General features: G+C 60.1%; 26 protein-coding genes and 1 tRNA gene. 12 read left to right on the top strand and 15 right to left on the bottom strand.

Annotated features, from left to right (window positions below):
- Positions 1 to 360: 360 nt before the first annotated feature.
- The 7 genes from glp to RAC79_RS10460 form a co-directional block, all read right to left on the bottom strand.
- The gene (gene glp, locus RAC79_RS10490) at positions 361 to 1,578 is read right to left on the bottom strand and encodes a gephyrin-like molybdotransferase Glp (RefSeq protein ID WP_174039216.1); all 1,218 of its coding nucleotides are present in this window, start codon (positions 1,576 to 1,578) and stop codon (positions 361 to 363) included.
- Positions 1,579 to 2,070, bottom strand: a complete 492-nt coding sequence (gene moaC, locus RAC79_RS10485; protein WP_065655981.1) for a cyclic pyranopterin monophosphate synthase MoaC — start codon at positions 2,068 to 2,070, stop codon at positions 1,579 to 1,581.
- Between the two features lie 7 nt (positions 2,071 to 2,077).
- Positions 2,078 to 2,893, bottom strand: coding sequence for an indole-3-glycerol phosphate synthase TrpC (gene trpC, locus RAC79_RS10480; RefSeq protein WP_065655980.1), 816 nt, complete (start codon positions 2,891 to 2,893; stop codon positions 2,078 to 2,080).
- A gap of 10 nt (positions 2,894 to 2,903) precedes the next feature.
- Positions 2,904 to 3,923: an anthranilate phosphoribosyltransferase gene (gene trpD / locus RAC79_RS10475; RefSeq protein ID WP_174039215.1), complete on the bottom strand. Its 1,020-nt coding sequence runs from the start codon at positions 3,921 to 3,923 to the stop codon at positions 2,904 to 2,906.
- A gap of 16 nt (positions 3,924 to 3,939) precedes the next feature.
- On the bottom strand, positions 3,940 to 5,832 hold the full coding sequence (locus RAC79_RS10470) for a peptidylprolyl isomerase (protein WP_081307891.1): 1,893 nt from the start codon (positions 5,830 to 5,832) through the stop codon (positions 3,940 to 3,942).
- Positions 5,833 to 6,101: 269 nt separating this feature from the next.
- Complete coding sequence (locus tag RAC79_RS10465; protein ID WP_256387174.1) at positions 6,102 to 6,236, bottom strand: hypothetical protein; 135 nt, start codon at positions 6,234 to 6,236, stop codon at positions 6,102 to 6,104.
- 40 nt (positions 6,237 to 6,276) lie between these two features.
- The gene (locus RAC79_RS10460; protein ID WP_174039214.1) at positions 6,277 to 6,456 is read right to left on the bottom strand and encodes a hypothetical protein; all 180 of its coding nucleotides are present in this window, start codon (positions 6,454 to 6,456) and stop codon (positions 6,277 to 6,279) included.
- A gap of 436 nt (positions 6,457 to 6,892) precedes the next feature.
- On the opposite strand from RAC79_RS10460, the gene coaD reads away from it, so the two are divergent.
- The 6 genes from coaD (at position 6,893) to RAC79_RS10430 (ending at position 12,184) form a co-directional block, all read left to right on the top strand.
- The gene (gene coaD, locus RAC79_RS10455) at positions 6,893 to 7,387 is read left to right on the top strand and encodes a pantetheine-phosphate adenylyltransferase (RefSeq protein ID WP_174039213.1); all 495 of its coding nucleotides are present in this window, start codon (positions 6,893 to 6,895) and stop codon (positions 7,385 to 7,387) included.
- A 29-nt stretch (positions 7,388 to 7,416) separates the two neighbouring features.
- A complete protein-coding gene (locus RAC79_RS10450) occupies positions 7,417 to 7,986 on the top strand; it encodes a peptidylprolyl isomerase (RefSeq protein WP_004442095.1) in 570 nt (189 codons plus the stop codon).
- Positions 7,987 to 8,022: 36 nt separating this feature from the next.
- Positions 8,023 to 8,532, top strand: a complete 510-nt coding sequence (locus tag RAC79_RS10445; RefSeq protein ID WP_065655977.1) for a peptidylprolyl isomerase — start codon at positions 8,023 to 8,025, stop codon at positions 8,530 to 8,532.
- A gap of 244 nt (positions 8,533 to 8,776) precedes the next feature.
- Entirely contained in the window at positions 8,777 to 9,859 is a 1,083-nt protein-coding gene (queA, locus tag RAC79_RS10440) for a tRNA preQ1(34) S-adenosylmethionine ribosyltransferase-isomerase QueA (RefSeq protein WP_174039212.1), read from the top strand.
- Positions 9,859 to 10,989, top strand: a complete 1,131-nt coding sequence (gene tgt / locus RAC79_RS10435) for a tRNA guanosine(34) transglycosylase Tgt (RefSeq protein WP_142845155.1) — start codon at positions 9,859 to 9,861, stop codon at positions 10,987 to 10,989. The genes queA and tgt overlap by 1 nt, the downstream gene beginning before the upstream one ends.
- A gap of 37 nt (positions 10,990 to 11,026) precedes the next feature.
- Positions 11,027 to 12,184 (top strand): aminodeoxychorismate synthase component I, encoded by a 1,158-nt coding sequence (locus RAC79_RS10430; protein WP_142845156.1) that lies wholly within the window; start codon positions 11,027 to 11,029, stop codon positions 12,182 to 12,184.
- Between the two features lie 205 nt (positions 12,185 to 12,389).
- Here RAC79_RS10430 and RAC79_RS10425 read toward each other — a convergent pair whose 3' ends face one another.
- The 5 genes from RAC79_RS10425 to RAC79_RS10405 all read right to left on the bottom strand — a co-directional run bounded on the left by RAC79_RS10425 (position 12,390) and on the right by RAC79_RS10405 (position 17,705).
- Positions 12,390 to 13,667, bottom strand: coding sequence for a type III PLP-dependent enzyme (locus RAC79_RS10425; RefSeq protein WP_161987882.1), 1,278 nt, complete (start codon positions 13,665 to 13,667; stop codon positions 12,390 to 12,392).
- On the bottom strand, positions 13,651 to 15,183 hold the full coding sequence (locus RAC79_RS10420; RefSeq protein ID WP_174039211.1) for an AMP-binding protein: 1,533 nt from the start codon (positions 15,181 to 15,183) through the stop codon (positions 13,651 to 13,653). The genes RAC79_RS10425 and RAC79_RS10420 overlap by 17 nt, the downstream gene beginning before the upstream one ends.
- On the bottom strand, positions 15,180 to 15,443 hold the full coding sequence (locus RAC79_RS10415; protein WP_174039210.1) for an acyl carrier protein: 264 nt from the start codon (positions 15,441 to 15,443) through the stop codon (positions 15,180 to 15,182). The genes RAC79_RS10420 and RAC79_RS10415 overlap by 4 nt, the downstream gene beginning before the upstream one ends.
- A gap of 106 nt (positions 15,444 to 15,549) precedes the next feature.
- The gene (locus RAC79_RS10410; RefSeq protein ID WP_174039209.1) at positions 15,550 to 16,290 is read right to left on the bottom strand and encodes a hypothetical protein; all 741 of its coding nucleotides are present in this window, start codon (positions 16,288 to 16,290) and stop codon (positions 15,550 to 15,552) included.
- A gap of 287 nt (positions 16,291 to 16,577) precedes the next feature.
- A complete protein-coding gene (locus RAC79_RS10405; RefSeq protein ID WP_003525152.1) occupies positions 16,578 to 17,705 on the bottom strand; it encodes an S-(hydroxymethyl)glutathione dehydrogenase/class III alcohol dehydrogenase in 1,128 nt (375 codons plus the stop codon).
- Positions 17,706 to 18,175: 470 nt separating this feature from the next.
- Here RAC79_RS10405 and RAC79_RS10400 point away from each other — a divergent pair, with 470 nt between their 5' ends.
- The 3 genes from RAC79_RS10400 to RAC79_RS10390 are packed head-to-tail and all read left to right on the top strand — an operon-like array spanning position 18,176 to position 20,515.
- Positions 18,176 to 19,348, top strand: coding sequence for a TadE/TadG family type IV pilus assembly protein (locus tag RAC79_RS10400; protein ID WP_236780862.1), 1,173 nt, complete (start codon positions 18,176 to 18,178; stop codon positions 19,346 to 19,348).
- Between the two features lies 1 nt (position 19,349).
- Entirely contained in the window at positions 19,350 to 19,916 is a 567-nt protein-coding gene (locus tag RAC79_RS10395; protein WP_174039207.1) for a TadE/TadG family type IV pilus assembly protein, read from the top strand.
- A complete protein-coding gene (locus RAC79_RS10390; RefSeq protein ID WP_125146650.1) occupies positions 19,913 to 20,515 on the top strand; it encodes a TadE/TadG family type IV pilus assembly protein in 603 nt (200 codons plus the stop codon). The genes RAC79_RS10395 and RAC79_RS10390 overlap by 4 nt, the downstream gene beginning before the upstream one ends.
- Positions 20,516 to 20,521: 6 nt before the next feature.
- Here RAC79_RS10390 and trmFO read toward each other — a convergent pair whose 3' ends face one another.
- The 3 genes from trmFO to RAC79_RS10375 form a co-directional block, all read right to left on the bottom strand.
- Complete coding sequence (gene trmFO, locus RAC79_RS10385; RefSeq protein ID WP_174039206.1) at positions 20,522 to 21,964, bottom strand: methylenetetrahydrofolate--tRNA-(uracil(54)-C(5))-methyltransferase (FADH(2)-oxidizing) TrmFO; 1,443 nt, start codon at positions 21,962 to 21,964, stop codon at positions 20,522 to 20,524.
- Between the two features lie 589 nt (positions 21,965 to 22,553).
- On the bottom strand, positions 22,554 to 22,697 hold the full coding sequence (locus tag RAC79_RS10380; protein WP_003495735.1) for a DUF1127 domain-containing protein: 144 nt from the start codon (positions 22,695 to 22,697) through the stop codon (positions 22,554 to 22,556).
- Between the two features lie 480 nt (positions 22,698 to 23,177).
- On the bottom strand, positions 23,178 to 23,324 hold the full coding sequence (locus RAC79_RS10375; RefSeq protein ID WP_004433052.1) for a DUF1127 domain-containing protein: 147 nt from the start codon (positions 23,322 to 23,324) through the stop codon (positions 23,178 to 23,180).
- A 663-nt stretch (positions 23,325 to 23,987) separates the two neighbouring features.
- Between RAC79_RS10375 and RAC79_RS10370 the strand changes: the two genes are divergently transcribed.
- The 3 genes from RAC79_RS10370 (at position 23,988) to RAC79_RS10360 (ending at position 26,775) form a co-directional block, all read left to right on the top strand.
- Positions 23,988 to 24,070, top strand: a tRNA-Leu gene (locus RAC79_RS10370).
- A 239-nt stretch (positions 24,071 to 24,309) separates the two neighbouring features.
- Positions 24,310 to 25,788: a trigger factor gene (gene tig, locus RAC79_RS10365; protein ID WP_078053057.1), complete on the top strand. Its 1,479-nt coding sequence runs from the start codon at positions 24,310 to 24,312 to the stop codon at positions 25,786 to 25,788.
- Positions 25,789 to 26,124: 336 nt separating this feature from the next.
- Positions 26,125 to 26,775, top strand: coding sequence for a hypothetical protein (locus tag RAC79_RS10360; RefSeq protein ID WP_142845161.1), 651 nt, complete (start codon positions 26,125 to 26,127; stop codon positions 26,773 to 26,775).
- Positions 26,776 to 26,935 lie beyond the last annotated feature (160 nt).

The following is a 26,935-nucleotide window of genomic DNA, read 5'->3' as shown; positions in this document are numbered from 1 at the left end:
AATTTTCATTCTGAAGAATTCCGGAATTTTTTCCCTCTACTATCCGCCTTGGTGACAGCATCGCATTTATTCTGTCAATCCCAATAACGGGATTCGTGTGATTTATTTTGGCACAACAATATGTAGAAATAATTCCGCGGCGGAAAGCCATGGTGGTTTTTGAATTCGTGGAAATCCCGCCTATAGGCGGTTTTTTTTATCATTCGTGTCGGGATACAGGAACGTTACAGTCTTATCTTCCGTTCCCGTGCCATGCGGCACGCGGCCGTGCCGTTTAGTGACGGCGCGGCAACCGTTCGGTAAGGTTCAGGAAGAGCTCAGTTATGCTGCCGGCCCAAGTTTGGCCGTATCGCCTGCGTGTCAGGATCTCAGCCTGATAACCGGGCATTCCGCCCCGGCCGCCGCCGCCGGCGCGTTTGGCGGGCGCACGATCAAGCCGTCGGAATGGGCCAATATCTTCATCATCGATGAATCCTGCTTCGCATGGGCATCCGCCACCAGCAGGCCGTTTTCGTCCGTGCTGAAACGGGCGCGCAGATAATCCTGCCGGTGATCATTCGCTTTCAACGGCGTGGCGGTGCGGGCGGTCGTCGTGCGTTGCAGCGGCGCGCGGCGGGCGATGCTGCGGAGCAGCGGTTCGAGGAACAGCAGGCCGCAGACGAGGCTGGCAACCGGATTTCCGGGCAGGCCCAGAACCTGCATGGCGCCGATGGACCCGACCATCAGCGGTTTCCCCGGACGCATGGCGATGCGCCAGAAATCGAGCTGCATGCCTTCTGCCTTCAAGGCTGCCTGCACGAGGTCGTGGTCGCCGACGGAGGCGCCGCCGAGCGTCACAAGCACATCGACCTTCGCCGCGACCGCCTTGCCGATGGCGGCGCGGATCAGCCTGTCATCATCGGCAATGATACCGAGATCGAGAACCTCGGCACCCGCCTGCCGGGCGAGGGCTGCGACGCCGAAGGTGTTGGAGGCGATGATCTGCGCGGGCTGCGGCGCGCTTCCCGGCGGCAGCAACTCATCGCCGGTGGCGAGGATGGCGATGCGCGGCCTGCGATAGACGGTGAGCGCGGCATGGTTCATCGCCGCGGCGAGCGTCAGGTCGGTGAAACCGAGTTCCCGCCCGGCCTTCAGGGCCGCTTCGCCTTCGGTAAAATCCTGTCCGCGCGGGCGGATATGTCGCCCGGCGGTGACATCGAAGGCGGTGCGTATTTTTCCGCCCTCCAGCACTTCGGCATCTTCCTGAATGAGAACGGTGTCCGCACCCTGCGGCACGGGCGCGCCGGTGAAGATGCGCACGGCCTGGCCTTCACCCACCGTGCCGGTAAAAGCATGGCCGGCGGCGGCCTGACCGATGACGGTGAGGACCGAGCCGATCTCCGCCGCATCGGCGCTGCGCAGCGCATAACCGTCCATGGCCGAGGCATCGAAGGGGGGCTGGGTGAGGCGTGCACTGAGATCGGCCGAAAGAACCCGGCCATCGCATTCGGTAAGCGGCAGGGTTTCGCTTTCGGTCACCGGAACCGCTGCCTCCAGAAGGCGTCTTATGGCCTCATCCACGGGCAGCAGCGGTTTCATTCACGTCTCCTGTCGCCGGAAATCGCCGGATTTGCCGCCGCTCTTTTCGAGAAGGCGGATATTGACGATTTCCATCGCCTTGTCGGCGGCCTTGGCCATGTCATAGATCGTCAGGCAGGCGATGGATACGGCGGTCAGCGCTTCCATCTCCACGCCGGTCTTGCCAGACAGTTTCACCAGCGCTTCGACCCGCAGACCGGGCAGGGCGGCGTCTTCGGTTATATCCACCGCCACCTTGGTCAGCATCAGCGGATGGCAGAGCGGGATGAGATTTGCCGTCTGCTTGGCGGCCATGATGCCGGCGAGGCGTGCAGTGCCGATGACATCGCCCTTCTTGGCGTTGCCCTCGCGGATGAGCGCCAGCGTTTCCGGCTTCATCTTCACGAAACCTTCGGCGACGGCAACACGGACGGTCTCGGCCTTGTCGCCGACATCGACCATATGCGCTTCGCCGCCGGCATCGATATGGGTGAGCTTTCCCGCCTCGCTCATCGATGCATTATTCCGCTGCCAGAATGCCGGATTGGCCGGTCAGCAGCGCTTTGGTGGCCGCTGTCACATCGTCCTTGCGCATCAGGCTTTCGCCGACGAGGAAGGTGCTGATGCCGCTTTTTTCGAGGCGCTTACAATCCTCGAAGGTGAAGATGCCGCTTTCGCCGACCAGCAGCTTTTCCGCGGGCACGAGGCCTGCGAGCTTCTCGCTGGTTTCGAGGCTGACTTCGAAGGTGCGCAGGTTGCGGTTGTTGATGCCGAGAAGCGGCGAGGCGAGCTTCAGCGCCCGTTCCGTTTCTTCCTCATCGTGCACTTCCACCAGCACATCCATGCCGAGCGCGAAAGCCTCGTCCTCAAGGCGTTTCGCCTCGTCGTCGGACAGCGAGGCCATGATGAGGAGGATGCAGTCCGCGCCCCAGGCGCGGGCCTCATGCACCTGATAGGTCTCGAACATGAAATCCTTGCGCAGCGCCGGCAGGGCGCAGGCATTGCGGGCGGCGGTCAGGAATTCCGGGGCGCCCTGAAAGCTTGGGCTATCCGTCAGCACCGAAAGACAGGCGGCGCCACCGGCTTCATAGGCGGCGGCCAGCGCCGGCGGATCGAAATCCGGGCGGATGAGGCCCTTGGAGGGGCTGGCCTTCTTGATTTCGGCGATCAGGCCGAACTTGCCTTCGGCCTGCTTTGCCCGGAGCGCCCTGTAGAAACCGCGCGGCGCGCTCTGGTCGGCGGCCATGGCCTTCAGGTCGGCCAGCGAAACCTTCGCCTTGGCGGCGGCGATTTCCTCGCGCTTGTAAATCTCGATCTTTTTCAGAATGTCGCTCATGATCTCGCTCTCATTCCTGAACCTCGTTGGATACGGCAACCAGACGGTCGAGCGCGGCAGCGGCCTTGCCGCTGTCCAGCGCCTCGCTGACGATCGCCATCGCCTGAGACAGTGTCTCCGCCTTGCCGGCGATAACCAGCGCTGCGGCCGCATTGCACAGCGACACGTCACGATAGGCGTTGCGCTTGCCGGACAGAACCTCGCGCAGCGCCGCCGCATTGGCAATGCCGTCTCCGCCCTTCAGATCTTCCATGGAAGCGGGCTCGACACCGAAATCCTTCGGCGTCAGGTCGAAGGTGCGGATCTTGCCATTTTCCAGTGCCGCGACGTGGGTAACGCCCGTGGTCGTCACCTCGTCCATGCCGTCGCCATGCACGACCCAGATGCTTTCCGAACCCAGATCGCGCAGCACTTCGGCAAGCGGCACCAGCCAGCGCGGCGAAAAGACGCCGAGCAGTTGCCGTTTGGCGCCGGCCGGGTTGGAGAGGGGGCCGAGCAGGTTGAAGATGGTGCGCGTGCCGAGTTCGACGCGGCTTGGACCGACATGGCGCATGGCAGAATGGTGAAGCTGCGCGAACATGAAACCGAGACCTCCCTCGCTGATGCAGCGGGCGATGAGTTCCGGACCGATATCGAGCTTCACGCCGAGTGCAGAGAGCGCATCCGCCGTGCCGGATTTGGAACTCAGCGCCCGGTTGCCGTGTTTGGCGACCGGCAGGCCCGTGCCGGCGACGATGATCGAGGCGAGCGTCGAGATATTATAGGTGCCGATGCCGTCACCGCCGGTGCCGACGATATCGATGGCATTGGCGGGGGCCGAAACCGGCAGCATGCGGGAACGCATGGAGGAGACGGCGCCGACGATTTCGTCCACCGTTTCCCCGCGCACGCGCAGCGCCATCAGGAAACCGCCGATCTGCGACGGCGTGGCTTCGCCCGACATCAGAATGTCGAAAGCCGTACGCGCATCCTCGCGGTTCAGGCTTTCTCCATTGGCGACCTTGGCGATCAGCGGCTTCAGTTCGGCCATCTTGTCGCCCCCCGGGTTAGAAGCCGACCATCGCCTGATCGGCGAGGGCCTGATTGATGGTGACACCATAGTCATTCTGCAGGCGGTTGACCATCTGGTCCAGCATGTCGTCGCCGGCCGCGCGGGCAATGGCGGCGAACTGCTGGTCGTCATTGGCGAGCGCGTCGGCAGGCGCATTGGTGTCGACCGAGGTGACCTTGAAGAGGATACGGCTGGAACCGTCGGCATCGGCCGCCGTGCCCACCTTGCCCTCCGCGCCGGAGAAGACCGCCGCGATGGTCTGCTGGCCGAAAATGGCGTCTTCGCTGTTGCGGCGCAGGCCGGATTTCTGTTCGACGGCAAGGCTCAGCTCACCGGCCACGGCTTCCAGCGTGTCGCCCTTTTCGACACGCGCCTTCAGTTCCTCGGCCTTGGCGGCAAGCGCGTTGCGCTGCTGCTCCGCCGTCCAGTCGGCCACAACATCGTCGCGAACTTCGGCAAGCGTGCGGTCGCGGGCGGCGATGATCTGGTCGACATCGAACCAGATGTAGCCTTCACGGCCGAGATTGATCGGCAGCGCTTCCGTGCCGGGTTCGGTCTTGAAGACCTCCTGCGCGAGCTGCGGGGAGGGCAGGCCCTGAACCGCATCGCCCTTTTCATCGAGGCCGGAAGCGTCGATGGCGGCGATGGTGACGGGTTTCAGGTTCAGCTGCGTTGCCGCATCGGCGAGCGAAGAACCGCCGGCGCGCAGATCCTCGTAACGGTCATGAACATTGGTGATTTCTTCCGCAGCGGCGGCGGTGGCGAGGTCCTTGCGGATATCTTCCTTCGCCTCTTCCAGCGTGCGGGTCGTTTCCGGCTTGATGCCGGTGACGCGCAGGAGAACCGGGCCGAAGGAACCCTGGACCACCGGCGATACGCCACCGTCCTTCTGGATGGCGAAAGTGGCGTCGGCAATCGACTGGTCGGGGATGGTATCCCTGGTGAATTCGCCGAGCGTGACGTCGGAAGCGGTCTTGCCCTGATCCTTCACCACCTGGTCATAGGTGGTGTTGCCGAGGCGGATCTGCTCGGCGGCGGCCTCTGCCATTTCCTTTTCGGGGAAGGTCAGCTGCTCCACCGTGCGGCGGCCGGCGGTGCGGAAGCTGTCCTTGTGGCTGTTATAATAATCGGCGATCTGGGCGTCGGTGACGGCGGCCTGATCGGCGATATCGGACGGCTCAAGCTTCACATAGGTGAACTTGCGAAACTCGGGCGCACGATATTTCGTCTTGTTGGTTTCGAACCAGGGGGCAAGCACGTCGTCGCCCGGCGCCTTGACCGGCGGAATGACGGCGTTCGAAAGAATGACGTAATCGACGGCGCGCTGCTCGTTGCGATATTGCTTCAGCGCATCCACCAGCACCTGCGGCGCGGCAAAACCGTCGGAAACGGCTTCGACGATCTGGCTGCGGACGGCGACCTTACTGCGTTCCTTGATATAGTCATCCTCGCGGAAACCGGAATTGCGCAGGCGCTCGCTGAAGAGATTGCGGTCGAACTGGCCGTTGACCGCCTTGAAGGCCGGGTCTTCGGCGATGAGATTGGCGAGGCGGTTTTCCGAAAGGCCGAGATTCATCTTCGAGGCCAGCTCGTCAAGCGCTGCACCGGCCGCAAGCTGGCTGAACACCTGGCGGTCGATGCCGAAGGCCTTGGCCTGCTCGGTCGTCAGCCTTGTGCCGAACTGGCGGCTGAGATCGGAAATCTGGCGCTGATAGGCGAGGCGGAATTCCTCCGGGCTGACCGTCTGGTCGCCCACCGTCATGACGGCGTGGGAATTGGCGGTGACAAGCGATGCGGAAACGCCCCAGATGCCAAAAGAGACAACAAGCAGGAGAAGCAGCAGCTTGGCTGCCATGGTTCGAGAAGCATTTCTCAGGGAATCGAGCATCGTTATGCAAACCTCACAGGAACGTCATTGCGGTCGCCGGCTGTCCGGCCCGCAACGTATCGGCGTTCCTTAAATCAATCCAAACGGAAATTGAAGGGAATTTCCCTTGGAAAAACGGGGTTTTGAAAACGCTTGTGTGATTGGAGGCGGGATTTTCCGCCATCGTCTTCGCCGCCTTACCCCCGCGAAGCGCAAAATAAAACCGCCCGGAAGGTCCAGGCGGTTGAAAAGAATCACTTTTAAGCGGCCGTCTGCCCGGCCCGTCGCGCTCAGAAGGCGCGGTCGCGCCGGATCATCGCCTTGAATTCCTCGTCTTCACGTCGCATTTCGGCGACCACGGAGATCATCGATGTCACGAACATAACGCTGATCAGGGCAAGAAGCATTGTCAGAAATGTGAACATGATATCGTCTCCGGGAGTTTCGAGAAAATTCTCTCCGTTATCAGTAGTAATTCATATACTGATAACGGGAGGTCAGCTGCGGATAGTCCGGGCCCAGTTTTTCAGGCTTCTGTTCATAAAGGCTAAACGTCGTCGCTACCATTGCGATAACCAGTACTGTCCAGGCGGTGCTGATGACGCTGATTTTCGCCGAAGTAGACTGTTTTTCTCTTACAAACATCTGTCCGTTCCTTTGGTTCTTTCTTAACGCGCCATGTCCAAACATGTTCCGCGTCAACCGTAAAAATCGATTAGCATCGCGCCTGTGAAACTTCCTTGAATGGTTCGTTCATCTGGCGTTCAGGAAACTGGCTAAGGCCGTCATTCGAGAAAAATATACTCGGCAGCGAATGAAGCGATGATCGAAAGGACGATCATGAAGGCCAGCATTTTCAATTCTCCGGATGCTTAACGAGTGAGGGCCGTTTCGGTTTCCCGATGTCGTGCATTTAAACAAAATAGCTGTGAAACCGCACTGAACGGCCCATTCATCGCGGGTTCACGCCGCAGCCGCGCTTGTGAGGGGTGGTTATAAAGTCTTGCGCCGCGTGCCTCTCCATGACAAAAGGCGGCACATATGCTGAAGCGTCGAGACGCGCCCACCATCTGAGAGCGATATGACGATTGCCTTTTATCCAGGATCCTTCGATCCGATGACCAACGGACATCTGGATGTGCTTATTCAGGCGCTGAACGTGGCGTCGAAAGTCATCGTTGCGGTCGGCATTCATCCCGGAAAAGCGCCGCTGTTCAGCTTCGAGGAGCGGGCAGGGCTGATAAAGCGAGCGCTTGCCGAACATCTGCCGGGCGAAGCGGAGCGCGTGGAAGTCGTCTCTTTCGATAATCTCGTCGTCGATGCCGCCCGCCAGCACGGCGCGCGCCTTCTGCTGCGCGGCCTGCGCGACGGCACCGATCTCGATTATGAAATGCAGATGGCCGGGATGAACCGCCAGATGGCGCCCGATATCCAGACCGTATTCCTGCCCGCCGGCACCTCGTCGCGACCCATTACAGCCACATTGGTCCGGCAGATCGCCGCCATGGGCGGCAATGTCGACGCCTTCGTGCCGAAAGCCGTGCTTGAAGCCCTCAACGCCAAGCTGAAGCGCTAACTTCAGCCTCACATTCTGGAGCCAATCCGATGAAACTCGTTCGATTTGCCTTTGCCGGCGCCATGTTTGCAGGCGCGCTCGCCGCCAGCACCTTCGCTTCCGCCGCCGAACTCCTGACCGTGCAGCTGAAGGACGGTCCCGTTGTCATCGAACTGATGCCGGATGTCGCGCCCAAGCACGTGGCGCAGATCGAGGCGCTGGCCAAGAAGGGCGCTTATGACAATGTGGCCTTCCATCGCGTCATCGATGGCTTCATGGCTCAGACCGGCGACGTGCAGTATGGCAATATGGAGAAGGGCTTCAGCGCCCAGCGTGCGGGTACGGGCGGTTCCGACCTGCCGGATATTCCGGCCGAATTCTCCAAGGTTCCGTTCACGCGCGGCGTGGTCGGCATGGCCCGCTCACAGGATCCGAATTCCGCCAATTCGCAGTTCTTCATCATGTTTGCCGACGGCCCGTTCCTGAACGGCCAATATACCGTGGTTGGCAAGGTCGTGTCCGGCATGGAAGCCGTCGACAAGATCAAGCGCGGGCAGGGCAGCAACGGCGAAGTTTCCAACCCCGACCGGATGATCAAGGTCACCGTCGGCAAGAAGTAAGGTAGGGCAATAGAGCCCGAACAGAGGAGAATAGTCATGGCCGAGATCAAGGATCCGGAGAACACCATCATCATGGAAACGACGACCGGCAAGGTCGTGATCCAGCTGCTTCCGGAAGTTGCGCCTGGTCACGTTGCCCGCATCAAGGAACTCGTCTCGGAAGGCGCTTACGATGGCGTCGTCTTCCACCGCGTCATCGAAGACTTCATGGCCCAGACGGGCGACGTGAAGTTCGGCAAGAAGGGTTCGGAAAGCTTCAACCCGGCACGCGCCGGCATGGGTGGCTCCGACAAGCCGGACCTGAAGGCCGAGTTCTCCGCCATTCCGCACGTGCGCGGCACCTGCTCCATGGCCCGTTCGCAGAACCCGAACTCCGCCAACTCGCAGTTCTTCATCTGCTTCACGGATTCTCCGTGGCTCAACAAGCAGTACACCGTCTGGGGCCAGGTCATCGAAGGCATGGAAGCCATCGACAAGATCAAGCGCGGCGAGCCGGTGAAGGACCCCGATTCGATCGTTTCCATCAAGCTCGCTTCTGCGGCGTGAGGATAGCGTATAAAGTGTTTACCCGCTCCGCAGGAAACTGCGGGGCGTTTCACATTGATGACAAGGGTGCCAACCTCTCAGCCGTCATCCTCGGGCTTGTCCCGAGGATCTAACGATCCCCGACGGCTACGTGGTTAGATCCTCGGGACAAGCCCGAGGATGACGTCTCGTTAGACGAAGCCTTGTCACTACCCACCACCCGCCCCATTGAGGGCGGGTTTTGATATTTTCGAGAGCCCTTGCAATGCGTGTAGACCTGTTCGATTTCGATCTGCCCGAGGAGAATATCGCCCTGCGCCCGGCGAACCCGCGCGACAGCGCGCGCCTGCTGGTGGTCGACCCGAATGAGAACCGCATGGAAGACCATCGCGTCTTCGATCTGCCGTCCTTCCTGAAGCCTGGCGATGCGCTGGTGTTCAACGATACCCGCGTCATTCCCGCCCAGCTGGAAGGTGTGCGGCTGCGCGAAGGCGCGCCGGAGACGGCGGTTTCGGCCACGCTGCACATGCGCGCCGATCAATCCCGCTGGAAAGCCTTCGCGCGTCCCGGCAAGCGCATCAAGCAGGGCGACCGCATCCGTTTCGGTTACGAGCGCGACAATGCCTGCGGCCTTGCGCATCTGGAAGCCACCGTCGAGGAGAAGGGCGAGGAGGGCGAGATCACGCTGCTGTTCGACGTCTCCGGCCCGGTGCTGGATGAGGCCATAGCCTCCGTCGGCCATATTCCCCTGCCGCCCTATATCGCCGCCAAGCGGCCGGAGGATGCGCAGGACCAGACCGACTACCAGACCATCTATGCCCGCGAAAAGGGAGCCGTTGCCGCCCCCACCGCCGGGCTGCATTTCACGCCCGACCTGTTCGAAGCTCTTGATAAGGTGGGCATCGAGCGGCATTTCGTGACGCTTCACGTTGGGGCAGGCACTTTCCTTCCGGTGAAGTCCGACGATACCGACGATCACAAGATGCATTTCGAGATCGGCCATGTGTCGCAGGAAACCGCCGACCGGCTGAATGCCGTAAAGGCACGCGGCGGGCGCATCGTCTGTGTCGGCACGACATCGCTGCGCCTGATCGAAAGTGCGGCCGATGAGAATGGCGTTATCCACCCATGGTCCGACGCCACCGGCATCTTCATCACGCCGGGATACCGCTTCCGCGCGGTCGATATTCTGATGACCAATTTCCACCTGCCGAAATCGACGCTGTTCATGCTCGTTTCGGCTTTCTGCGGTCTCGAAACGATGCGTGACGCTTACAGGCACGCCATCGAAACCGGATACCGCTTCTATTCTTATGGCGATTCCAGCCTGTTGTTCCGGAAAAACTGATGCACGACAAATTCACCTTCACCCTGAAAGCCACGAGCGGCGGCGCACGCCTCGGCGAAGTCGCCATGCCGCGCGGTATCATCCGCACGCCCGCCTTCATGCCGGTCGGCACCGTCGGCACCGTCAAGGCCATGTATCTCGATCAGGTGCGGGAGCTTGGGGCCGATATCATTCTCGGCAATACCTATCACCTGATGCTGCGGCCGGGTCCGGAGCGAGTTGCCCGCCTTGGCGGCCTGCATGAGTTGATCCGCTGGCCGCATCCGATCCTTACCGACAGCGGCGGTTTTCAGGTGATGTCGCTTTCCGGTCTGCGCAAGCTGGACGAGCAGGGCGTGACCTTCAAGAGCCATGTGGACGGTTCGCTGCATCATATGTCGCCGGAACGCTCCATCGAAATCCAGGGCATGCTCGATTCGGATATCCAGATGCAGCTCGATGAATGCATCGCGCTGCCGGCCGAACGCAAGGAAATCGAGCGCGCCATGGAAATGTCGCTGCGCTGGGCCGAGCGCTGCCGCGTCGCCTTTGGCGAGCAGCCCGGCAAGGCCATGTTCGGCATCGTGCAGGGCGGCGACCAGCCGGACCTGCGCATTCGTTCGGCCGAAGGGCTGAGAGAGCTCGATCTCAAGGGTTATGCCGTCGGCGGCCTTGCCGTCGGCGAGCCGCAGGATGTGATGCTGGGCATGCTCGATATTACCCTGCCGGTGCTGCCTACCGAAAAGCCGCGTTATCTGATGGGTGTCGGTACGCCTGACGATATTCTGAAATCGGTGGCGCGCGGCATCGACATGTTCGATTGCGTGATGCCGACCCGCTCTGGCCGCCACGGGCTGGCCTTTACCCGTCGTGGCCGCGTCAATATCCGCAATGCCCGCCATGCGGAAGATATGCGCCCGCTCGACGAGCAGTCCAATTGCCCGGCCTCGCGCGATTATTCCCGCGCCTATCTGCATCATCTCACCCGATCCAACGAGGCGTTGGGCGGCATGCTGCTCTCCTGGCACAATCTTGCCTATTATCAGGAGCTGATGCAGGGTATCCGCAAGTCGATCGAGGAAGGCCGTTTCGCCGATTTCTATGCGGAAACCATCGAAATGTGGGCGCGGGGCGATATAGACCCCATCTGACGCTTCCCGAATTTTTCTCCTGTTTCGGACGCTTTCCTTGGCACACGCGCCTTACGTTCTTTTCCGGGATGATACGACCGGCACGGTGACAGCCTTCACCGAGCCGGAAGAGATCATCGTCGCGGATGAACCGGCGTCGTTTTTTGCTGCGCTGAAGCGCATGGAAGAGCTGCGCCGGGCCGGGAAATACCTCGCCGGCTATATGTCCTATGAAGCGGGCTTCCTGTTCGAGCCGAAGCTTGCGCCTTTTGCGGACGAGCCTCGCAACGTGCCGTTTCTCAATTTCGGCGTCTTTTCCGGTCCGCAGCCGGATGAGGGGCGGTTCGCGCGCCCGGCAAATCTGCCGGATGCGGATGCGTTTCTGTCCGGTCCCGTGCCGGCATGGAGCCTTCAAGACTATTGCCAGCGTTTCGCGCGGCTGCACGGGCATCTGCGTCGCGGCGACTGTTACCAGGGCAATCTGACCATGCCCGTTCATGCCCGCTGGAGCGGCGATCCGCTGCCGGCCTTCTGGTCGCTGATCGAGCGGCAGCCGGTGAAATATGGCGCGCTGGTCGATCTCGGCGGCCCGGTCATCCTGTCACGCTCACCGGAACTGTTCTTCTCGGTTGACGGGCAAGGTTTCATCGAAACCCATCCGATGAAGGGAACGACGCCGCGCGGAGCCGATGTGGCAGAAGACCGGGCGATTATCGCGGCGATGCTGGCGGACGAAAAGACGCTCGCCGAAAACCGTATGATCGTCGATCTGCTGCGCAACGATATTTCCCGCATTACAGAAGTCGGCAGCCTTGATGTGCCGCGGCTGTTCGATATCGAGACCTATCCGACCGTGCACCAGATGGTGAGCCATGTGCGGGCGAAACTTCTGCCTGACGTGACGGTGGAAGATATCTTCGCCGCCCTGTTCCCCTGTGGCTCCGTTACCGGCGCACCGAAAATGTGGGCGATGAAAATCCTGCGCGAGTTGGAAGCGACGCCGCGCGACGCCTATTGCGGCGCAATCGGCTTCATGTCTCCAAGTGGTGAGATGCGGTTCTCCGTGGCGATCCGCACGCTCAGCCTGTTTGATGACGGCCGCGCCGTCTTCAATGTCGGCGGCGGTATCGTGTTCGATTCCGTTGCCGAAGCGGAGTATGACGAGTGTCTGCTGAAATCGAAATTCGCGGTGGGGGACAGGTTGCTTCGAGCTTAGTCGCCTCCCTCATTCCTGTGCTTGTCACAGGAATCCAGCCCGCCCAAGTCCTTGGGCTGAAAAGACTCCTCCCGCCGCACGGACGTGCGTCGACTGGATTCCTGTGACAAGCACAGGAATGAGGGAGGTTGGAGGAAGCTCCGAGGTAGGCAGCCAAATGTGTGCCCTTAGGAAAGCCGGCTACGGTTTTCGCTACCAAACGTCCTCAGCGCCCGATCACCTCAAACACCCCATTCTCCACCAGCACTTCCTTTGCCGCCGCATGGCTCAGAAAGCCCGCTGGGCTGGCACTGGCGCCATAGGCGCCCGATTGCAGGATGGCGAGGAGATCGCCGGCCTTGAGCTTCGGCAGCGCCGCATTACGGGCGAGCGTATCGAGCGGCGTGCAGAGCGGGCCGACGATGGTTGCCGTTTCCTCATGCGCCGCCAGCATCATGGCCGGTGCGACGATGGGATAGTTGCGCTTGACGATCTGGCCGAGATTGCCGGAGGCGGCGAGGTGATGATGCATGCCGCCATCCGTCACCACGAAGGTAGTGCCGCGCGAGGTCTTTACCGAATTCACCTCCGCCACATAGATGCCGCCGGGACCGGCGAGGAAACGGCCGGGTTCGACGATGACATGGGCGTCGGTTATCAGTTCATGCGCCTTCAGAAGCGCCTTGAGGTCGGGTATGGCGGCGCTGACTTTTTCAAGATCGAGCGGCGTTTCGCCTGCGAAATAGGGAATGCCGAGACCGCCGCCGAGATCGATGGTTTCGAGCGGCTTACCGAGCATCTCGGCCAAGCGCGCGGCAAGGGAAATGCCGTGTCTCCACTGGGAGACAAGCATGTCGGCATCGAGGATCTGCGTGCCGCCGTAAATATGAACGCCGACGAGATCGATATATCGGGCGTCCTTGAAGAGCGGCAGGACATTTTCCAGCTCTTCCTCATCGAAACCGAAGGCCGTGGCCTTGCCGCCCATGCGCATCGCGCCGGCCTGTGCATCCGGCACCGGATTGATGCGGATCGAAGCCCTAACCGGCTTGCCGATTGCCTCGATGCGGGTGATTTCCTCGGCGCTTTCGATGTGGATTTCGCCGATGCCGCCCTCGATCACTTCGCGCAGCTCGGCCATGCCTTTGCCGGGGCCGGCGAAGATGATGTTTTGCGTTGCGACACCGGCCTTGATCGCGGCGCGGTATTCACCGACGGACGCGATTTCCGCACCCGCACCTTCCTGCCGGAAAAGCGAGATGATGGCGGGCAGGGGGTTGGCCTTCACCGAATAATAGATATCGGCAAAACCGCCGAGCGCGGTTTCGAGATCGCGATAGGCGCGGCGCATGGCGGCGGCGTCATAGAGGAAGCAAGGCGTTCCGGTCCCGGCGACAATATCGCGCACCGGAAGTCCGCCGATCATCAGATCGTTCTCGCTTGTGTCGAATAACGCGGCTGCAAAAGCCGGGCCGTGGCTCTGGGGCTTATCCGTTGGCGCCATTGTCCGTCCGTTCGCGCACCAGCGCGCGGTAATCCACCTTGCCATTGGCCGTGACCGGCAGCCGTTCCACCAGTTCTATGGCGCGCGGGATCATGAAGGGGGCGAGCATTTCGGCGGCCTTCTTCAGAGCCGCCGTTACATCGATATTCTGGTTGGCGGCAGTCGCCACGGCATGGACCTTTTCGCCCGCAAAGGGGTCCGGCAGGCCGATGACGGCGACCTGCTGGAAAAGGCCTGTCGACATCAGGCTTTCCTCAACCTCGGTCGGGCTGATGCGATAGCCCGACGATTTGATCATGGCATCGTTGCGGGCGACGAAGCTGAAGAAACCATCCTCGTCCTCCACCGCCAGATCGCCGGAATAACACACGGTCTCGCCGCCCAGCGCCGCCGGAATGAAGGGGTGCGGGCGCAGCACCTTTGCCGTATCCTCCGGCCGGTTCCAGTAACCCAGCGAGACGGTCGGGCCGCGATGGACGAGAATGCCGGGTTCACCCGGCTTTGCCCTTTGTCCCTCGGCGGTGACGATGAAGATTTCGCATTCGGGAATGGCCTTGCCGATGGAGGTCGGGCGGCGGTCGATTTCATCGGGCGGCAGGAAGGTGGAGCGGAAGGCTTCCGTGAGGCCATACATCAGATAGATTTTCGTATCCGGCAGCTTCTCGCGCAGCGCTTTTACGGTTTCCTGCGGCACGCGTCCGCCGGAATTGGTGATGTAACGCAGATGCGGCAGAGGCGTCTTTGTGAGCGACGGGGCCGCTTTCGTCAGGATCGCCCAGATCGTCGGCACGCCGGCGAGACCCGTGATGGCATGGTCGCGCAGATCACGGACGATCTCATCGCCCAGCCGAAAGGTGGAGATGATCGTGGCCGCACCCTGTTCAACCGCCGTCAGCAGCTGGTTAAGGCCATAATCGAAGCTGAAGGGCAGGAGGGAGAGAATGCGGTCCTTGGCCGTAATCTCAAGATAGGTACGCACGATGCGCGCGCCGGCCAGAAGATTGCGGTGAGACAGCATCACGCCCTTCGGCGAGCCGGTGGAGCCGGAGGTATAAAGAATGGCGGCCAGGTCTTCGCCGATTGCCGTTGAAGGCCGGGCGGGTGTGTCGGCGCGGGCCTCTATCTCTTCCGCCAGCAGCACCGTGACGTCGGGAAGGTCTTCCAGTGCCGCTTTCAGCTCATCCATCATCGCGGCGTCGCTGATGACGATTTTTGCGCCGCAATCCTTAACGATATGGCGGATCTGCTGCGCCTTCAGCAATGCGTTCACCGGCACGAAGACGCCGGACGCCATGCTCACGCCAAAGATCGACCAGCATTCCTCGATGCCGCGCGGCAGATAGATGACGACGCGGTCTCCGCGTTGCGCTCCGGCTTCCTGCAATGCCGCCGCGCAACGGGCCGCCGCTGCGGCAAATTCGCGATAATTCAGCGATCGGTCCCTGTGGACGAGGGCCTGATCGTCGCTCGCCGCGCGGGCGGTAAGCAGGTGGTGCAGCAGGAAATGGGGTGTCATATCCCCCGTTCCCTGAGGACGAAGGCGATGAGATCGGCCGGCGTGCCGAGATTGTCGGGCGTGAAATGTTCGTCATCGAGAATGATGCCGAAACTTTCGCCGAGGAAAATCATCAGTTCCAGAAAGCCGAGCGAATCGATTACGCCGCCTTCGAGAAGCTGCGTATCGGCGGAAAAGGGGGCATAGGCGGGAAAACGGTAGGAGAGGTAGGAATAGATGGTATCGGCAACGTCGATTTCACTCTTTTTCGCTGCAAGCATGCTCGTTCTCCGATTTCCCCGCGTCTTTCCCAATGACCTGCCCGGAACGGCGCTTTTTCTGTAAAGGCCAAGATTCCGTCAAGTCGCGCACGACTCACTAAAATACCTACGGTGGCAATAACACCAACTCTGAGTATGCTTCGTTAATAAATCGTGGGTTCCATGCGCCTTTTACTTGTATCGGTGCAGATTTATGTGCGGCAAGCCCGCCGGCCTTTCGCTCTGCGCCCATTGCCGCCATGGTCAGCGCAAGCCGGCCATGGCCAAGAAGGTGGCGGGCGATTGCGGATATGTGCCTTTGCGCGACCTGCCGGTCTTCACAATGGATGAGGCGCGCGGATGGCAATCCTTTGGTCGTGGTTTTCAGGAAGACCAGTGGGTAATGGCGGTTCTCCGCCTCCATCACGGCCACGATGCAGCCGAGACGGGCGTGGTCTTCCAGCAGGTCGCGCATTTCGGCGGAGAGTATTTCCGGTTTTATCTCGCCTGGCGGGCGCAGCCGTGCGCTTGCCGGGCGAATCGCTGCAAAGGGCAGCGGATAAAAAAGCGTGCAATCGGTTACCGTCGCAAAGCCCAGCCTCTCATTCAGCTTGCAGGCTTCGGGAGAGGGGGTGAGATCGGTGAAGATTTCGTCCTCATTGGAGGATGCCATCTGCAACATGCGCGGGGCGAACCAGCGACAGGAAGGCTCCACATACCAGCTGGACAGGTTGACGACGATCCTGCCGGTCTGCGGCAGACGGCTTTTGATCGTCAGCAGAACGCCTGCGGCATCGTCGCCCTTCATCAGCAATTGTCCGATCGGACCGAGTTCGCGCCGCTCGTGATGTTCGCTGACGAGCGACAAACCGCGCGACCAGAAGGCCTCGGTTTTTTCCGGGAAGCCTTTCGCCAGAAGAGCGACGGCGGCAACGCGGTTTCCGTTGTCGATCGGTACGATTTTCAGGGTCGCTCTCCGCAGGTCTGGCGTCGTTCTGGGCGGGGAGGGATTTTCAACTCCGCCGCGTAGTATCGGCTTACGACGATAGATTTACCGTCCCGTTAATCGCAATGGCTGCAGCGGGTTGGAGGCGATCACATTTCTATGAATGGCGGGCGCGCGCGGTTACGCGCGTCCGCCTCTGTCTTATCCAATCAATAAACCACGACGCCGCGAATGCTTTCGCCCTTGTGCATCAGGTCGAAGCCCTTGTTGATGTCTTCGAGCGGCATGGTGTGGGTGATCATCGGGTCAATCTGGATCTTGCCTTCCATGTACCAGTCGACGATCTTCGGCACATCCGTGCGGCCGCGCGCGCCACCGAAGGCGGTGCCCATCCAGTTGCGGCCGGTGACGAGCTGGAACGGACGCGTGGAGATTTCCTGGCCGGCACCGGCAACGCCGATGATGACCGACTTGCCCCAGCCGCGATGCGAGGCTTCCAGCGCCTGGCGCATGACTTTGGTATTGCCGGTGCAATCGAATGTGTAATCGGCGCCGCCGATCAGGTCGCCATTGCGCTTCGTCATGTTGACGAGGTACGGCACGATATCGTCGCCGACTTCCTTCGGGTTTACGAAGTGGGTCATGCCGAACTTCTCGCCCCAGGCCTTGCGGTCGGGGTTGATGTCCACGCCGATGATCATGTCCGCGCCGGCAAGGCGCAGGCCCTGCAGCACGTTGAGGCCGATGCCGCCGAGGCCGAAGACAATCGCCGTGGAGCCGATCTCGACCTTGGCGGTGTTGATGACCGCGCCGATACCGGTCGTCACGCCGCAGCCGATGTAGCAGACCTTGTCGAAAGGTGCGTCGGGATTGATCTTGGCGAGCGCAATCTCGGGCAGAACCGTATAGTTCGAGAAGGTCGAGCAGCCCATATAATGATGGATCTTGTCCTTGCCGATGGAGAAGCGCGACGTGCCGTCCGGCATCACGCCCTGGCCCTGAGTGGCGCGGATGGAGGTGCAGAGATTGGTCTTGCGCGAGGTGCAGGAGTAGCATTCGCGGCATTCCGGCGTGTAGAGCGGAATGACATGGTCGCCCTTCTTGACCGAGGTGACGCCCGGTCCGACATCGACGACGACGCCCGCGCCCTCATGGCCGAGAATGGCCGGGAACAGGCCCTCCGGATCGGCGCCCGACAGGGTGAAATCGTCTGTATGGCAGATGCCGGTCGCCTTGACCTCAACCAGTACTTCGCCGGCGCGCGGGCCTTCGAGTTGAACGGTCATGACCTCAAGCGGCTTTCCGGCCTGAATGGCAACTGCGGCGCGAACGTCCATATCTTATCTCCTGGCATTGTTTTGTGATTGAACAGGGCTGTTTTGCCCGAGCTTGGCTTGAGGGACAAGGGGCGAGCCCAAGTTTGTGTTTTCGGAAGAAACCGTGAATGCAAACCCCATACTGCCGTTAGGCGGTCATACGATTTTATTGTCGAGACCTAATTTACTAATAAATAAACTAAGCATATGAATTTGCTTCATATTTTTAGGTTCCGATTGAGTTTTGATTTACGGTTTGCGTGTTAATTGACCCCTGTATTTCAGGGGTCAGGCGAAGTTGCTCGAAAAGCGGCGCCGCCGGCGACCAACGAGCAATTTTCGAGCCACCGGCGTGAGCCGGACATTTTTTAGCGTCGCAGAAAGCAAGGCCTGTCGCTTTTCACAGCGCGCCTTTCCCATGGCGATGAGCGACATGAAACGGTGTTTTGATGACGAGCAGGCGGATTAAAAAAGCGGCATGGAAATGGAGCATGTTTTCATCGCTCCTCAGGGACCGCGCGGGTACCTTCGCCATCATGACCGCTCTGCTGCTGCCGGTCTTTATCATTTTGCTGGGGCTGCTTTTTGAGGGTGGCAGGGCGCTGGCCTATTACAACCAGTCAAAGCGGGTCATGGCCATGGCATGCGAAAGAGCCACCAAGCCGACACGTACCTACACGTTGCTTGACACTGTCCGGCGCGACAATGTGACCGCGGCCTTCGATGCGATGATTCAATCCACGAAGCAGAAGGTCCTCTCGCGCGACGTGCAAGTGAAATGGACTGAGACAAAAATCAATGCCGAGTTCAGTTACGGGCTGATTTTCTCGGAGATGTTCAATCTCGAGAAGCTGAAATATCGCCTTGCATACTCTTGCGAGGGCATCCCGCCCTATCCCGAGGATGATGCGGTCATCATTGACAATATGTTCGAGAGCAACGCTCTCGGCGTCGAGCGGGTTCTGAAAAACGGCGTCACCAAGGAAACCCCCGGCGGTTGCTGGGGTGTCTATCCCTATTCGGAGATCGGATGGGATGGCGGGACCGGCCCCGGCGTCGAGTTGCAGGATTGGAGCAGCCCCTGCTGCCGCCGCAATCACAACTGGCAGGGCTATCCGGCGGGAATGCAGAGCAAGAAACTCAACGAGGCCCCCACCGCCAACGACAAAGCCTGTACTTTGAAGGAGGTCGATAAGGCAAAGACCACCGACAAAATCGAAATCGACAAGAATCCGGGCACCGAGCTCTCATTGCCAACCCGTTATGTCATGGAGCTCGATAGTGACTGGGGGCCGCCTGCGCCCGGCAAGAAAAAAAATATCGAAGCCAATAGCTCGATCTACAAGGATGTCGAGCTTCATCCCGGAATATATAAGATCATGGTTTGGTATAATGGGCGCCGGGCCGTCGAGGACGTGGAGAAAACAAACGGAATCAAGATCTCGCTCCAACAGCTCCTTCCTGACCTGAAACCCCAGCAGCGGGTGTGGGAGTTGACCCAGGATAAAAACAGTATTGCCTGGACGCCGAGGGATTACAGTTTCAGGGTCAAGGCCTACTCGATCTATCGGGTGACGATTGAGGCAACCGGCCTGAGCGACAGCTTTGGTGGCATCATCACCGGTTTCCAGCTCATCTACGTGGATCGAATGGAAGAGGGCTGAGATGAAGTCCTTACTTTCCCCGCGTCAGGATAAAAGCCGTGGTGGCCCGAGCAGATGCCGGGTCGCGCATGCCAAATGTTATCGGCTGCTCGGCGACCGAAAGGCAGCAACGGCGGTTGAGACGGCTCTGCTGTTGCCGCTGTTTTTTGCGCTGATTTTCGGGACGCTCGAAATCGGCCTGCTGATGCTCTATTATCTTTATCTCTCGTTCGCATCGAATGCGGGTATCGAATATCTCCGCAAGGCGGCGTCGGACGGTAAACCGGCGACCGAGATTGCGTTGCGCAAGGCAATCGCCTCCAATTTCATTGGAGGGACTGACGAAATCACTCTCAAGATCGCCCTTTTGCCGATTCCTGACGACGATATTGCCGAAGCCAAAGTGCCCATACCGATCGTGAACGATTTTCGCCCGCCCGCCGATACCGCCGGGCAGTACATTCTGGCCATCGGTTACAACTGGAATTTTTTGATGCCGACGACGCGTTTCCTCGTGCCGGACACGGGCGGCATTCATCAGTTGCGCAACATTTCCCTGGCGATCACTGCCGTGCGGGTGACGGAATGAAAAAAACGACATGGTTTTTGCGTCTTGCTGGTTTCGGCCGTTGCCGTTCTGGCGCCGCGGCGTTGGAAATGGGGCTTTTGGCGCCGCTGCTTGTCCTTATGCTTGCAGTGATCATTGAGGTCGGGCGGGGTTGGCTCAGCTATGACCGGTTCATGACGATAGTCGACGATTCAGCGCGCTGGGCGGCAAGATTCCCCGAATTCGAGGAACGGGTGCGCACGGGGGTTCCGAGTTTCGTCGTCCTTTCCGGCAGCGGCATTCTCCAGACGGGCAAACTCGACCTGACGCTGAGAAGCGTCAAACTGGTGGACAAGATCGCCCGGCTGCAATTTCCCGCCCACAATTTTCTGGGATCTGCCGAAGATGTGCCTTGGGAGAAAACCGTGATCGCCAACGGTTTCGTCGCTCAGGACGCTATCATTGTTGTCTCTGGGCGGTACAGCTATCGGCCTCTGATCGCTGCGGTGGCCGATATCACGCTCAAATTCGAATATGTTGCGGCCGTCAACCCGTTCTTTTCCCAGCGATATCCTTACCAGAGCGGCAAATCGGATTTCGCAAAGTGGAACCTCAAGCGCTCGCCATTCAAACCGAACTGATCGGCCTCAGACAGCCTCTGTCGCGACCTGGCTTTCGCCGAGCCACGCCGCACAATCCCGCAATGCCCGCGCTGCAATGAGCTGGCGTTTCATGATCGTCTTGTCCTTGCCGCGAAAACGCTTCACGCCCTCCGGCTTGACGATGGAGCCTGGCTCCAGTTCCGGGAACAGGCCGAAATTGATGTTCATCGGCTGGAAGGAGCGTTTGCCCGGCTCATCATCGGAAGAGAGGTGGCCGCCGGTGATGTGGTTGAGGAGCGAGCCGAGCGCGGTGGTGGCCGGCGGCAGGCTTGGGCTCTCACCCTTTTGCTCGGCGGCGGCGAAGCGGCCGGCGAGAAGGCCGACGGATGCGCTTTCCACGTAGCCTTCGCAGCCGGTGATCTGGCCGGCGAAACGCAGGTCCGGCCGCGATTTCAGCTTCAGCGAGCGGTTGAGCAGGATCGGGGAATCGATATAGGTGTTGCGGTGCAGACCGCCGAGGCGGGCGAATTCCGCATTTTCGAGGCCCGGTATCATGCGAAATACATCCGCCTGCACACCGTATTTCAGCTTGGTCTGGAAACCGACCATGTTGTAGAGCGTACCGAGCGCATTGTCCTGTCGCAGCTGCACGACGGCATAGGCCTTGACCGTGGGGTTATGGGCGTTGGTCAGTCCCATCGGCTTCATCGGGCCGTGGCGCAACGTCTCGCGGCCGCGCTCGGCCATGATCTCGATAGGCAGGCAGCCATCGAAATAGGGCGTGCCTTCCCATTCCTTGAAACCCACCGTATCGCCGGCGATCAGCGCGTCGATGAAGGCGTTGTACTGCTCTTCGTTCAGCGGGCAGTTGATGTAATCCTTGCCGGTGCCGCCGGGGCCGACCTTGTCGTAACGCGACTGGTACCAGCAGATATCCATATTGATGCTGTCGCGGTGGACGATGGGAGCGATGGCGTCGAAGAAGGCGAGCGCATCCTCACCCGTCTCGGCCTGGATGGCGGCTGCGAGATCCGGCGAGGTCAGCGGGCCGGTGGCGATGATCGAGCTGCCCCATTCCTTCGGCGGCAGGCCGTTCACCTCTTCGCGGATGATTGTCACCAAAGGGTGACTTTCCAGCTCTTTCGTCACGGCCTCGGAAAATCCGTCGCGGTCGACGGCGAGTGCTCCGCCGGCCGGCACCTGGTGCCTGTCGGCGCAGGCCATGATCAGAGAACCGGCAAGCCGCATTTCGGCATGGATGACGCCGACCGCATTGGCTGTCGCATCGTCGGAGCGGAAGGAGTTGGAACAGACCAGTTCCGCCAGCGTATCGCCCTTATGCGCATCCGTACCGCGCACGCCGCGCATTTCATGCAGGATGACGGGCACACCGCTTTGCGCGATCTGCCACGCGGCTTCCGAACCGGCCAGTCCGCCGCCCACGACGTGAATGGGAGAAGTGGTCTTGTCTTGCATGCTGGCGTCCATGTGCCTCCGCGGGGCAAAGGCTCCCGTCCGGCGGCTGTCTTTCGAGTGATTGTTCCGCACGGGTCCCGAAGGACGCGGCATTGTTTGCGGATGCACTAGCATGCATGGCCGGGGCAGCCAAATGTTTTTGAGGATAGGCATGTGAGAGAGGATGTGGTCTTTATGCCCCCGAGCCGCCCGAATGTAACGAGCGATCTCGTTTCCGTCCTGGATGTGTAATTTGTTGTGATGGTTGGCAGCATTTTAGTAGTGGACCATCTTCCTCCGTCATTCCTGCCTTGAGCCGGAATCCAGCCAGCCCAAGTCTTTGGGCTGAAAGGACTCTTCCCACGGCGCAGACGCGCCGTGACTGGATGCCGGATCAAGTCCGGCACGACGGGAGAGGAGCGTAGCGAACCAGCCACCGACAAGAAAGGGGGGCGGTGCCGCATGGCATGGTTCGCCGGGCCGATGTTCGTCAATCGCCGACTGGCGAGAATTTCAAGTATATCCTGCCAGAATCAAAAACGGCGCCAGAGGCGCCGCTTTTTTTACCTGTCGCTCAATCGTCGCGCCCTGGAGGTCGGGCAGCGGGACGATCGTTTACGCCTTAGCGGAACGAACGGGCTGCTACGTTACGGATGTCGTAACGGGTCAGGCCGATGTCGCTCAGAGCCTGGTTGGAAAGGCTGCCAAGTTCGTTGATCGTGCGGCGGTAGGAGATCCAGTTCTTTGCGATGCGGATGGGGTTCATGGTCGTTTCCTCAATCTATCTCTGTTGATTTCGTCTGCCGGCTCAGCGTTTCTCTGTGCTCTCGGCTGTTGAGGTTTATATATAGACATTGAGCCATGTTGTGCAGTGCAGAATTTAGGCTACTGCCATGCATTTGTGCACTATGTCGGCTAAATTTGCGGCTTTGAATATCATCTGAGCAAAATATGAGCGGAAATGCCTGTGTTTCAGGCGGTTTTGACGGGTTTGGCAGCCTTTGGCGGCGCTAAAGGCGCTTTCCGGTGTGAAAATGCGCGTCGGGAGGGGCTCGGACGCTATCCGGGCGCTGCGTAAATGGTCGGCCATCGATGCATTTTTCATCTGCCGACCCTGCGGGCGGTTGTGGCAATGCCGCTTCGACCCGGAGAACCGCCCAAAACGAAAAAAGGCCGGAGGCGGGAGCCTCAGGCCTTTTTGGGTAGGTCGTCTCGCATCCGCCGCAATGAGCGGCGGGGCGTATAATCAGAAGCCGACGGCGGTCTTGGCGACGCGGCGGATGTCCTGACGGCCAATGCCGAGGTCACTTAGTTCGCGGTCGGTCATGCGGCCGAGTTCGGTTACGGTCTGACGATACTTGCGCCAGTTGGTGAGCGAGCGTGCAATGTTCATTTTCATCTTCCTCTTCGTGCTGTTCAGTCTCTGCGGCCAGTCTTGGGAGGCTTTGGTCCGGGGCTGAACTCGATCTCTGTATGACCATGAATATAATCGGTTTAATCAAAACAAAAACAGACAAAGCAAGATGTCACCTATGCACGCATTGCAATGCAAGCCGGTAAAACAGGCCGATTGCGGCGATTCATGCATAATTTGTGACCAATTTGTGCGCTTTTGGTGGTCGCCTGGGGCTTCGGCAGAGCGAAGGCGTGAGGGATGACCGAATAAGGGGCGGGGCAGGTTGCGGAAGCCCATCAATTGCTGGTCTGGAGCAGGGGCCGGCAATCCATTAACAGGGCTGCGGCGCGCGCTATATATAATGTCAATGTAGCCGCATAAATATTGCCTGTTTTCTCCGCCCGCCTGCATGCGATGCGCCGGGCGATGTGGATCGGGAAGGCGATGGGAGGCGGATGTGGTGCGGCTTGCCGTTTCCGCCCAGAATCGCCTCTGTCCGGCTGTTGCGCCCTGTTCCCCGGCGCGGGTGGCGACTAAGCGGAGAGCGTGGCTGGCTCCTGCCACCGGCGCGGGGGGTGAGAAAAGTCCGGAGGAAACGAGAGGCGGCGATAAGGCGTGCTTGACCCTTTCTGAACATTGTGACATACCGCCGCCCAACGTGCGGGTATGGCGGAATTGGTAGACGCATTGGTTTTAGGTACCAACGCTTCGGCGTGGGAGTTCGAGTCTCTCTACCCGCACCACAAGCAAGGCATGGCTGCGCCACGCTTGCGCCAGAGTGCATCTTTATAAGATGCGGGGAGCTTCGGGGTTCATTTCTCCCCTTTGGTCTTTTTTCCGGTGCAGGCTAAACGGCGTCCGGCAGGGGCTTGTGTAAAGAAATAAGGGAAGCCACGGCCGGGCAACGATGTTTCCGGCGCAGTGCTCGAAAGTAAACCAACGGCTGTCTGAGCACCGCCGCCATGATGTGAAGGTTAGGAAAATGCAGGTTATCGAAACGCTCGCTGAAGGGCTGAAGCGCGAACTCAAGGTCGTTATTCCGGCTGCCGACATGAAGGCCCGTCTGGACGAGCGCCTGGTTGACGCCAAGGACAAGGTTCGCATCAACGGTTTCCGTCCCGGCAAGGTGCCGATGGGCCACCTGAAGAAGATGTACGGCAAGTCCATCATGGCCGACCTCGTCAACGAGCTGGTTCGTGAAAAGCCGACCGAAATCCTTTCCAGCCGCGGCGAAAAGTCTGCGACGCAGCCGGCCATCTCCATGACCGAAGACGAGCAGGAGGCCGAAAAGATCCTGTCGGCTGAATCCGATTTCGAATTCACCGTTGCCTACGAAATCATTCCGGCCATCGAACTGAAGGCCAATGACGGCATCAAGGTTACCCGCGAAGTTGTTGAAGTCTCCGAAGACGAAATCAACGAGCAGATCCTCAAGATCGCCGAAAGCGCCCGCACCTACGAGCCCAAGAAGGGCAAGGCCGCCGATGGCGACCGCGTCACCATGAACTATCTCGGCAAGGTTGACGGCGTTGCCTTCGACGGCGGCGCGGCCGAAGATGCCGAACTGGTTCTCGGTTCGGGCCGCTTCATCCCCGGCTTCGAAGACCAGCTGGTCGGCGTCAAGGCTGGCGATGAAAAGACCATCACCGTGACCTTCCCGGCCGACTACCCGGCTGCGAACCTTGCCGGCAAGGAAGCCAACTTCGACATCACCGTCAAGGAAGTTGCTGCTGCCGCTGCTGTTGAAATCAACGACGAACTGGCCACCAAGCTCGGTCTCGAATCGGCTGAAAAGCTGAAGGAAATCGTCAAGGGCCAGATCGAAAGCCAGTACGGCAACATCACCCGCCAGAAGGTCAAGCGTCAGATTCTCGACCAGCTGGACGAAATGTACAAGTTCGACACGCCGGCTGGCCTCGTCGACGCCGAGTTCGACAACATCTGGCGCCAGATCAACACCGATCTCGCTCAGTCCGGCAAGACCTTCGCTGACGAAGACACAACTGAAGAAGAAGCCCGCGAAGAATATCGCAAGCTGGCTGAACGCCGCGTCCGTCTCGGCCTCGTTCTCTCCGAAATCGGCGAAAAGGCCGGCGTTGAAGTGACCGAAGAAGAAATGCAGCGTGCGCTGTTCCAGCAGCTGCAGCAGTTCCCGGGCCAGCAGAAGGAAATCCTCGATTTCTTCCGCAACACCCCCGGCGCTTCCGCTTCGCTGCGCGCTCCGATCTTCGAAGAAAAGGTCATCGACAAGCTGCTCTCCGAAATCTCGGTAACGGACAAGACCGTTTCCAAGGAAGAGCTTCTGGCTGACGACGCCGAAGAAGCAACGGAAACCAAGAAGAAGGCCCCGGCCAAGAAAAAGGCCGCTGCCAAGGCTGACGACGCCGCTGAAGGCGAAGAAGCCGCTCCGAAGAAGAAGGCTCCGGCCAAGAAGAAGGCCGCTGAAGGCGACGCCGAATAATCTTCTTCAGTGCAAGCTGATTGAACAAGGGGCCGTAGCGAAAGCTGCGGCCTTTTTGTTTTGGGGCGTCCGGGTTCTGGGCGGTCGCGCGGGCTTCACTACCTTCGTTTCGATCACAATGCAGTGCAGCATGATTTTTTGCTGCATCTGCTCTTGTTCATCTCCCGTTCATCTGGCACCCTGCGCAGCATGATTTGCCCCGGCCGCTGCATGCGGTCGTTCGGGCATTGTGTGCCGCTCTTGCGCGGCCTTATCGCTGCCAAACCATTGGCCTTAAGCTTTTACCGTGCCTGCCGGGTTCTCCCGGTGCGCCCTTAATTTGCAAGGGGACAAGATATGTCGCCACGAACGGGTTTTACCCTTCTATTGTCTCTTTTCACCGCCGCTGGTACCGCGGCCCATGCCGATGAGGCCGGGCTGATCTGGAAGCCGGTGAAGAATTCCGACCGTTCCTATACGGCGCGTATCGGCGCGAAACTGCCGGTCGATACGCCCATTCGAGCAGGGCTGGAGATGGGCATGAGCGCTTCCAAAACGGGGCAGGTGGTGGATGCGCCGGTGCGGGTGTGGGGTAATGTCACGCTGCTGGCCGAACAGTTGCCAGGCGTCTCGCTCGCTCGCGATGTCGGCGTCATCTTCAATGCGCTGACGGGGTCGAGCAGCGTTTCCGTGACCTCGCAGCAGAAGCGCATCGTTACGCCGGAGCTGGATATCGAGGCGAACCGCAATTTCACCGTGCGTTATGACGGCACGGCGCAGCAATGGAACGGGGTGGATGTGTCGCAGTCGCTGCGCCTTTCCCGCTCCGAGACCGGCACGGCCTTTGTGCTGACGGGGGCGAGCCGTAACAGTTTCAACGAGTTCAGCAGCGGCGTGGCGGTGGAGCAGAAACTGGGCGATCACCTGACTGTGCGGGGGACGCTCGATCAGGGTTATGCGGATCATTTCCGGCCGGGGGTGAGTGCGCGGTACAGTATTCGGTGGTGAGGGGGGTGGGCTGTCTGCGCCGGGGTCGTCTCTAGATAAATGGGAAGCTGCAGATGAATGTCTCTCTTCCGTCATGCCGGACCTGATCCGGCATCCAGCCACGGCGCGTCTGCGCCGTGAGGGGAGTCTTTTCAGCCCAAGGACTTGGGCTGGCTGGACC

This window comes from Agrobacterium sp. LR_9, from assembly GCF_041954855.1.
GTDB lineage: Bacteria > Pseudomonadota > Alphaproteobacteria > Rhizobiales > Rhizobiaceae > Agrobacterium > Agrobacterium leguminum.
This window is presented reverse-complemented; position numbering and strand designations above follow the sequence as displayed.

Excerpts from the sequence above, each read along its gene's own strand:
- tgt (WP_142845155.1), top strand. The coding sequence starts at position 9,859 with ATGCACGACAAATTCACCTTCACCCTGAAAGCCACGAGCGGCGGCGCA.
- RAC79_RS10375 (WP_004433052.1), bottom strand. The coding sequence starts at position 23,324 with ATGAACATTGCACGCTCGCTCACCAACTGGCGCAAGTATCGTCAGACC.
- RAC79_RS10460 (WP_174039214.1), bottom strand. The coding sequence starts at position 6,456 with ATGTTTGTAAGAGAAAAACAGTCTACTTCGGCGAAAATCAGCGTCATC.
- RAC79_RS10465 (WP_256387174.1), bottom strand. The coding sequence starts at position 6,236 with ATGTTCACATTTCTGACAATGCTTCTTGCCCTGATCAGCGTTATGTTC.
- tig (WP_078053057.1), top strand. The coding sequence starts at position 24,310 with ATGCAGGTTATCGAAACGCTCGCTGAAGGGCTGAAGCGCGAACTCAAG.
- RAC79_RS10420 (WP_174039211.1), bottom strand. The coding sequence starts at position 15,183 with ATGACACCCCATTTCCTGCTGCACCACCTGCTTACCGCCCGCGCGGCG.
- RAC79_RS10360 (WP_142845161.1), top strand. The coding sequence starts at position 26,125 with ATGTCGCCACGAACGGGTTTTACCCTTCTATTGTCTCTTTTCACCGCC.
- trpD (WP_174039215.1), bottom strand. The coding sequence starts at position 3,923 with ATGGCCGAACTGAAGCCGCTGATCGCCAAGGTCGCCAATGGAGAAAGC.
- RAC79_RS10450 (WP_004442095.1), top strand. The coding sequence starts at position 7,417 with ATGAAACTCGTTCGATTTGCCTTTGCCGGCGCCATGTTTGCAGGCGCG.
- RAC79_RS10380 (WP_003495735.1), bottom strand. The coding sequence starts at position 22,697 with ATGAACCCCATCCGCATCGCAAAGAACTGGATCTCCTACCGCCGCACG.
- moaC (WP_065655981.1), bottom strand. The coding sequence starts at position 2,070 with ATGAGCGAGGCGGGAAAGCTCACCCATATCGATGCCGGCGGCGAAGCG.
- RAC79_RS10395 (WP_174039207.1), top strand. The coding sequence starts at position 19,350 with ATGAAGTCCTTACTTTCCCCGCGTCAGGATAAAAGCCGTGGTGGCCCG.
- RAC79_RS10470 (WP_081307891.1), bottom strand. The coding sequence starts at position 5,832 with ATGCTCGATTCCCTGAGAAATGCTTCTCGAACCATGGCAGCCAAGCTG.
- trpC (WP_065655980.1), bottom strand. The coding sequence starts at position 2,893 with ATGAGCGACATTCTGAAAAAGATCGAGATTTACAAGCGCGAGGAAATC.
- RAC79_RS10390 (WP_125146650.1), top strand. The coding sequence starts at position 19,913 with ATGAAAAAAACGACATGGTTTTTGCGTCTTGCTGGTTTCGGCCGTTGC.
- queA (WP_174039212.1), top strand. The coding sequence starts at position 8,777 with ATGCGTGTAGACCTGTTCGATTTCGATCTGCCCGAGGAGAATATCGCC.
- glp (WP_174039216.1), bottom strand. The coding sequence starts at position 1,578 with ATGAAACCGCTGCTGCCCGTGGATGAGGCCATAAGACGCCTTCTGGAG.
- RAC79_RS10445 (WP_065655977.1), top strand. The coding sequence starts at position 8,023 with ATGGCCGAGATCAAGGATCCGGAGAACACCATCATCATGGAAACGACG.
- coaD (WP_174039213.1), top strand. The coding sequence starts at position 6,893 with ATGACGATTGCCTTTTATCCAGGATCCTTCGATCCGATGACCAACGGA.
- RAC79_RS10400 (WP_236780862.1), top strand. The coding sequence starts at position 18,176 with ATGTTTTCATCGCTCCTCAGGGACCGCGCGGGTACCTTCGCCATCATG.
- RAC79_RS10415 (WP_174039210.1), bottom strand. The coding sequence starts at position 15,443 with ATGCTTGCAGCGAAAAAGAGTGAAATCGACGTTGCCGATACCATCTAT.
- trmFO (WP_174039206.1), bottom strand. The coding sequence starts at position 21,964 with ATGGACGCCAGCATGCAAGACAAGACCACTTCTCCCATTCACGTCGTG.
- RAC79_RS10425 (WP_161987882.1), bottom strand. The coding sequence starts at position 13,667 with ATGGCGCCAACGGATAAGCCCCAGAGCCACGGCCCGGCTTTTGCAGCC.
- RAC79_RS10405 (WP_003525152.1), bottom strand. The coding sequence starts at position 17,705 with ATGGACGTTCGCGCCGCAGTTGCCATTCAGGCCGGAAAGCCGCTTGAG.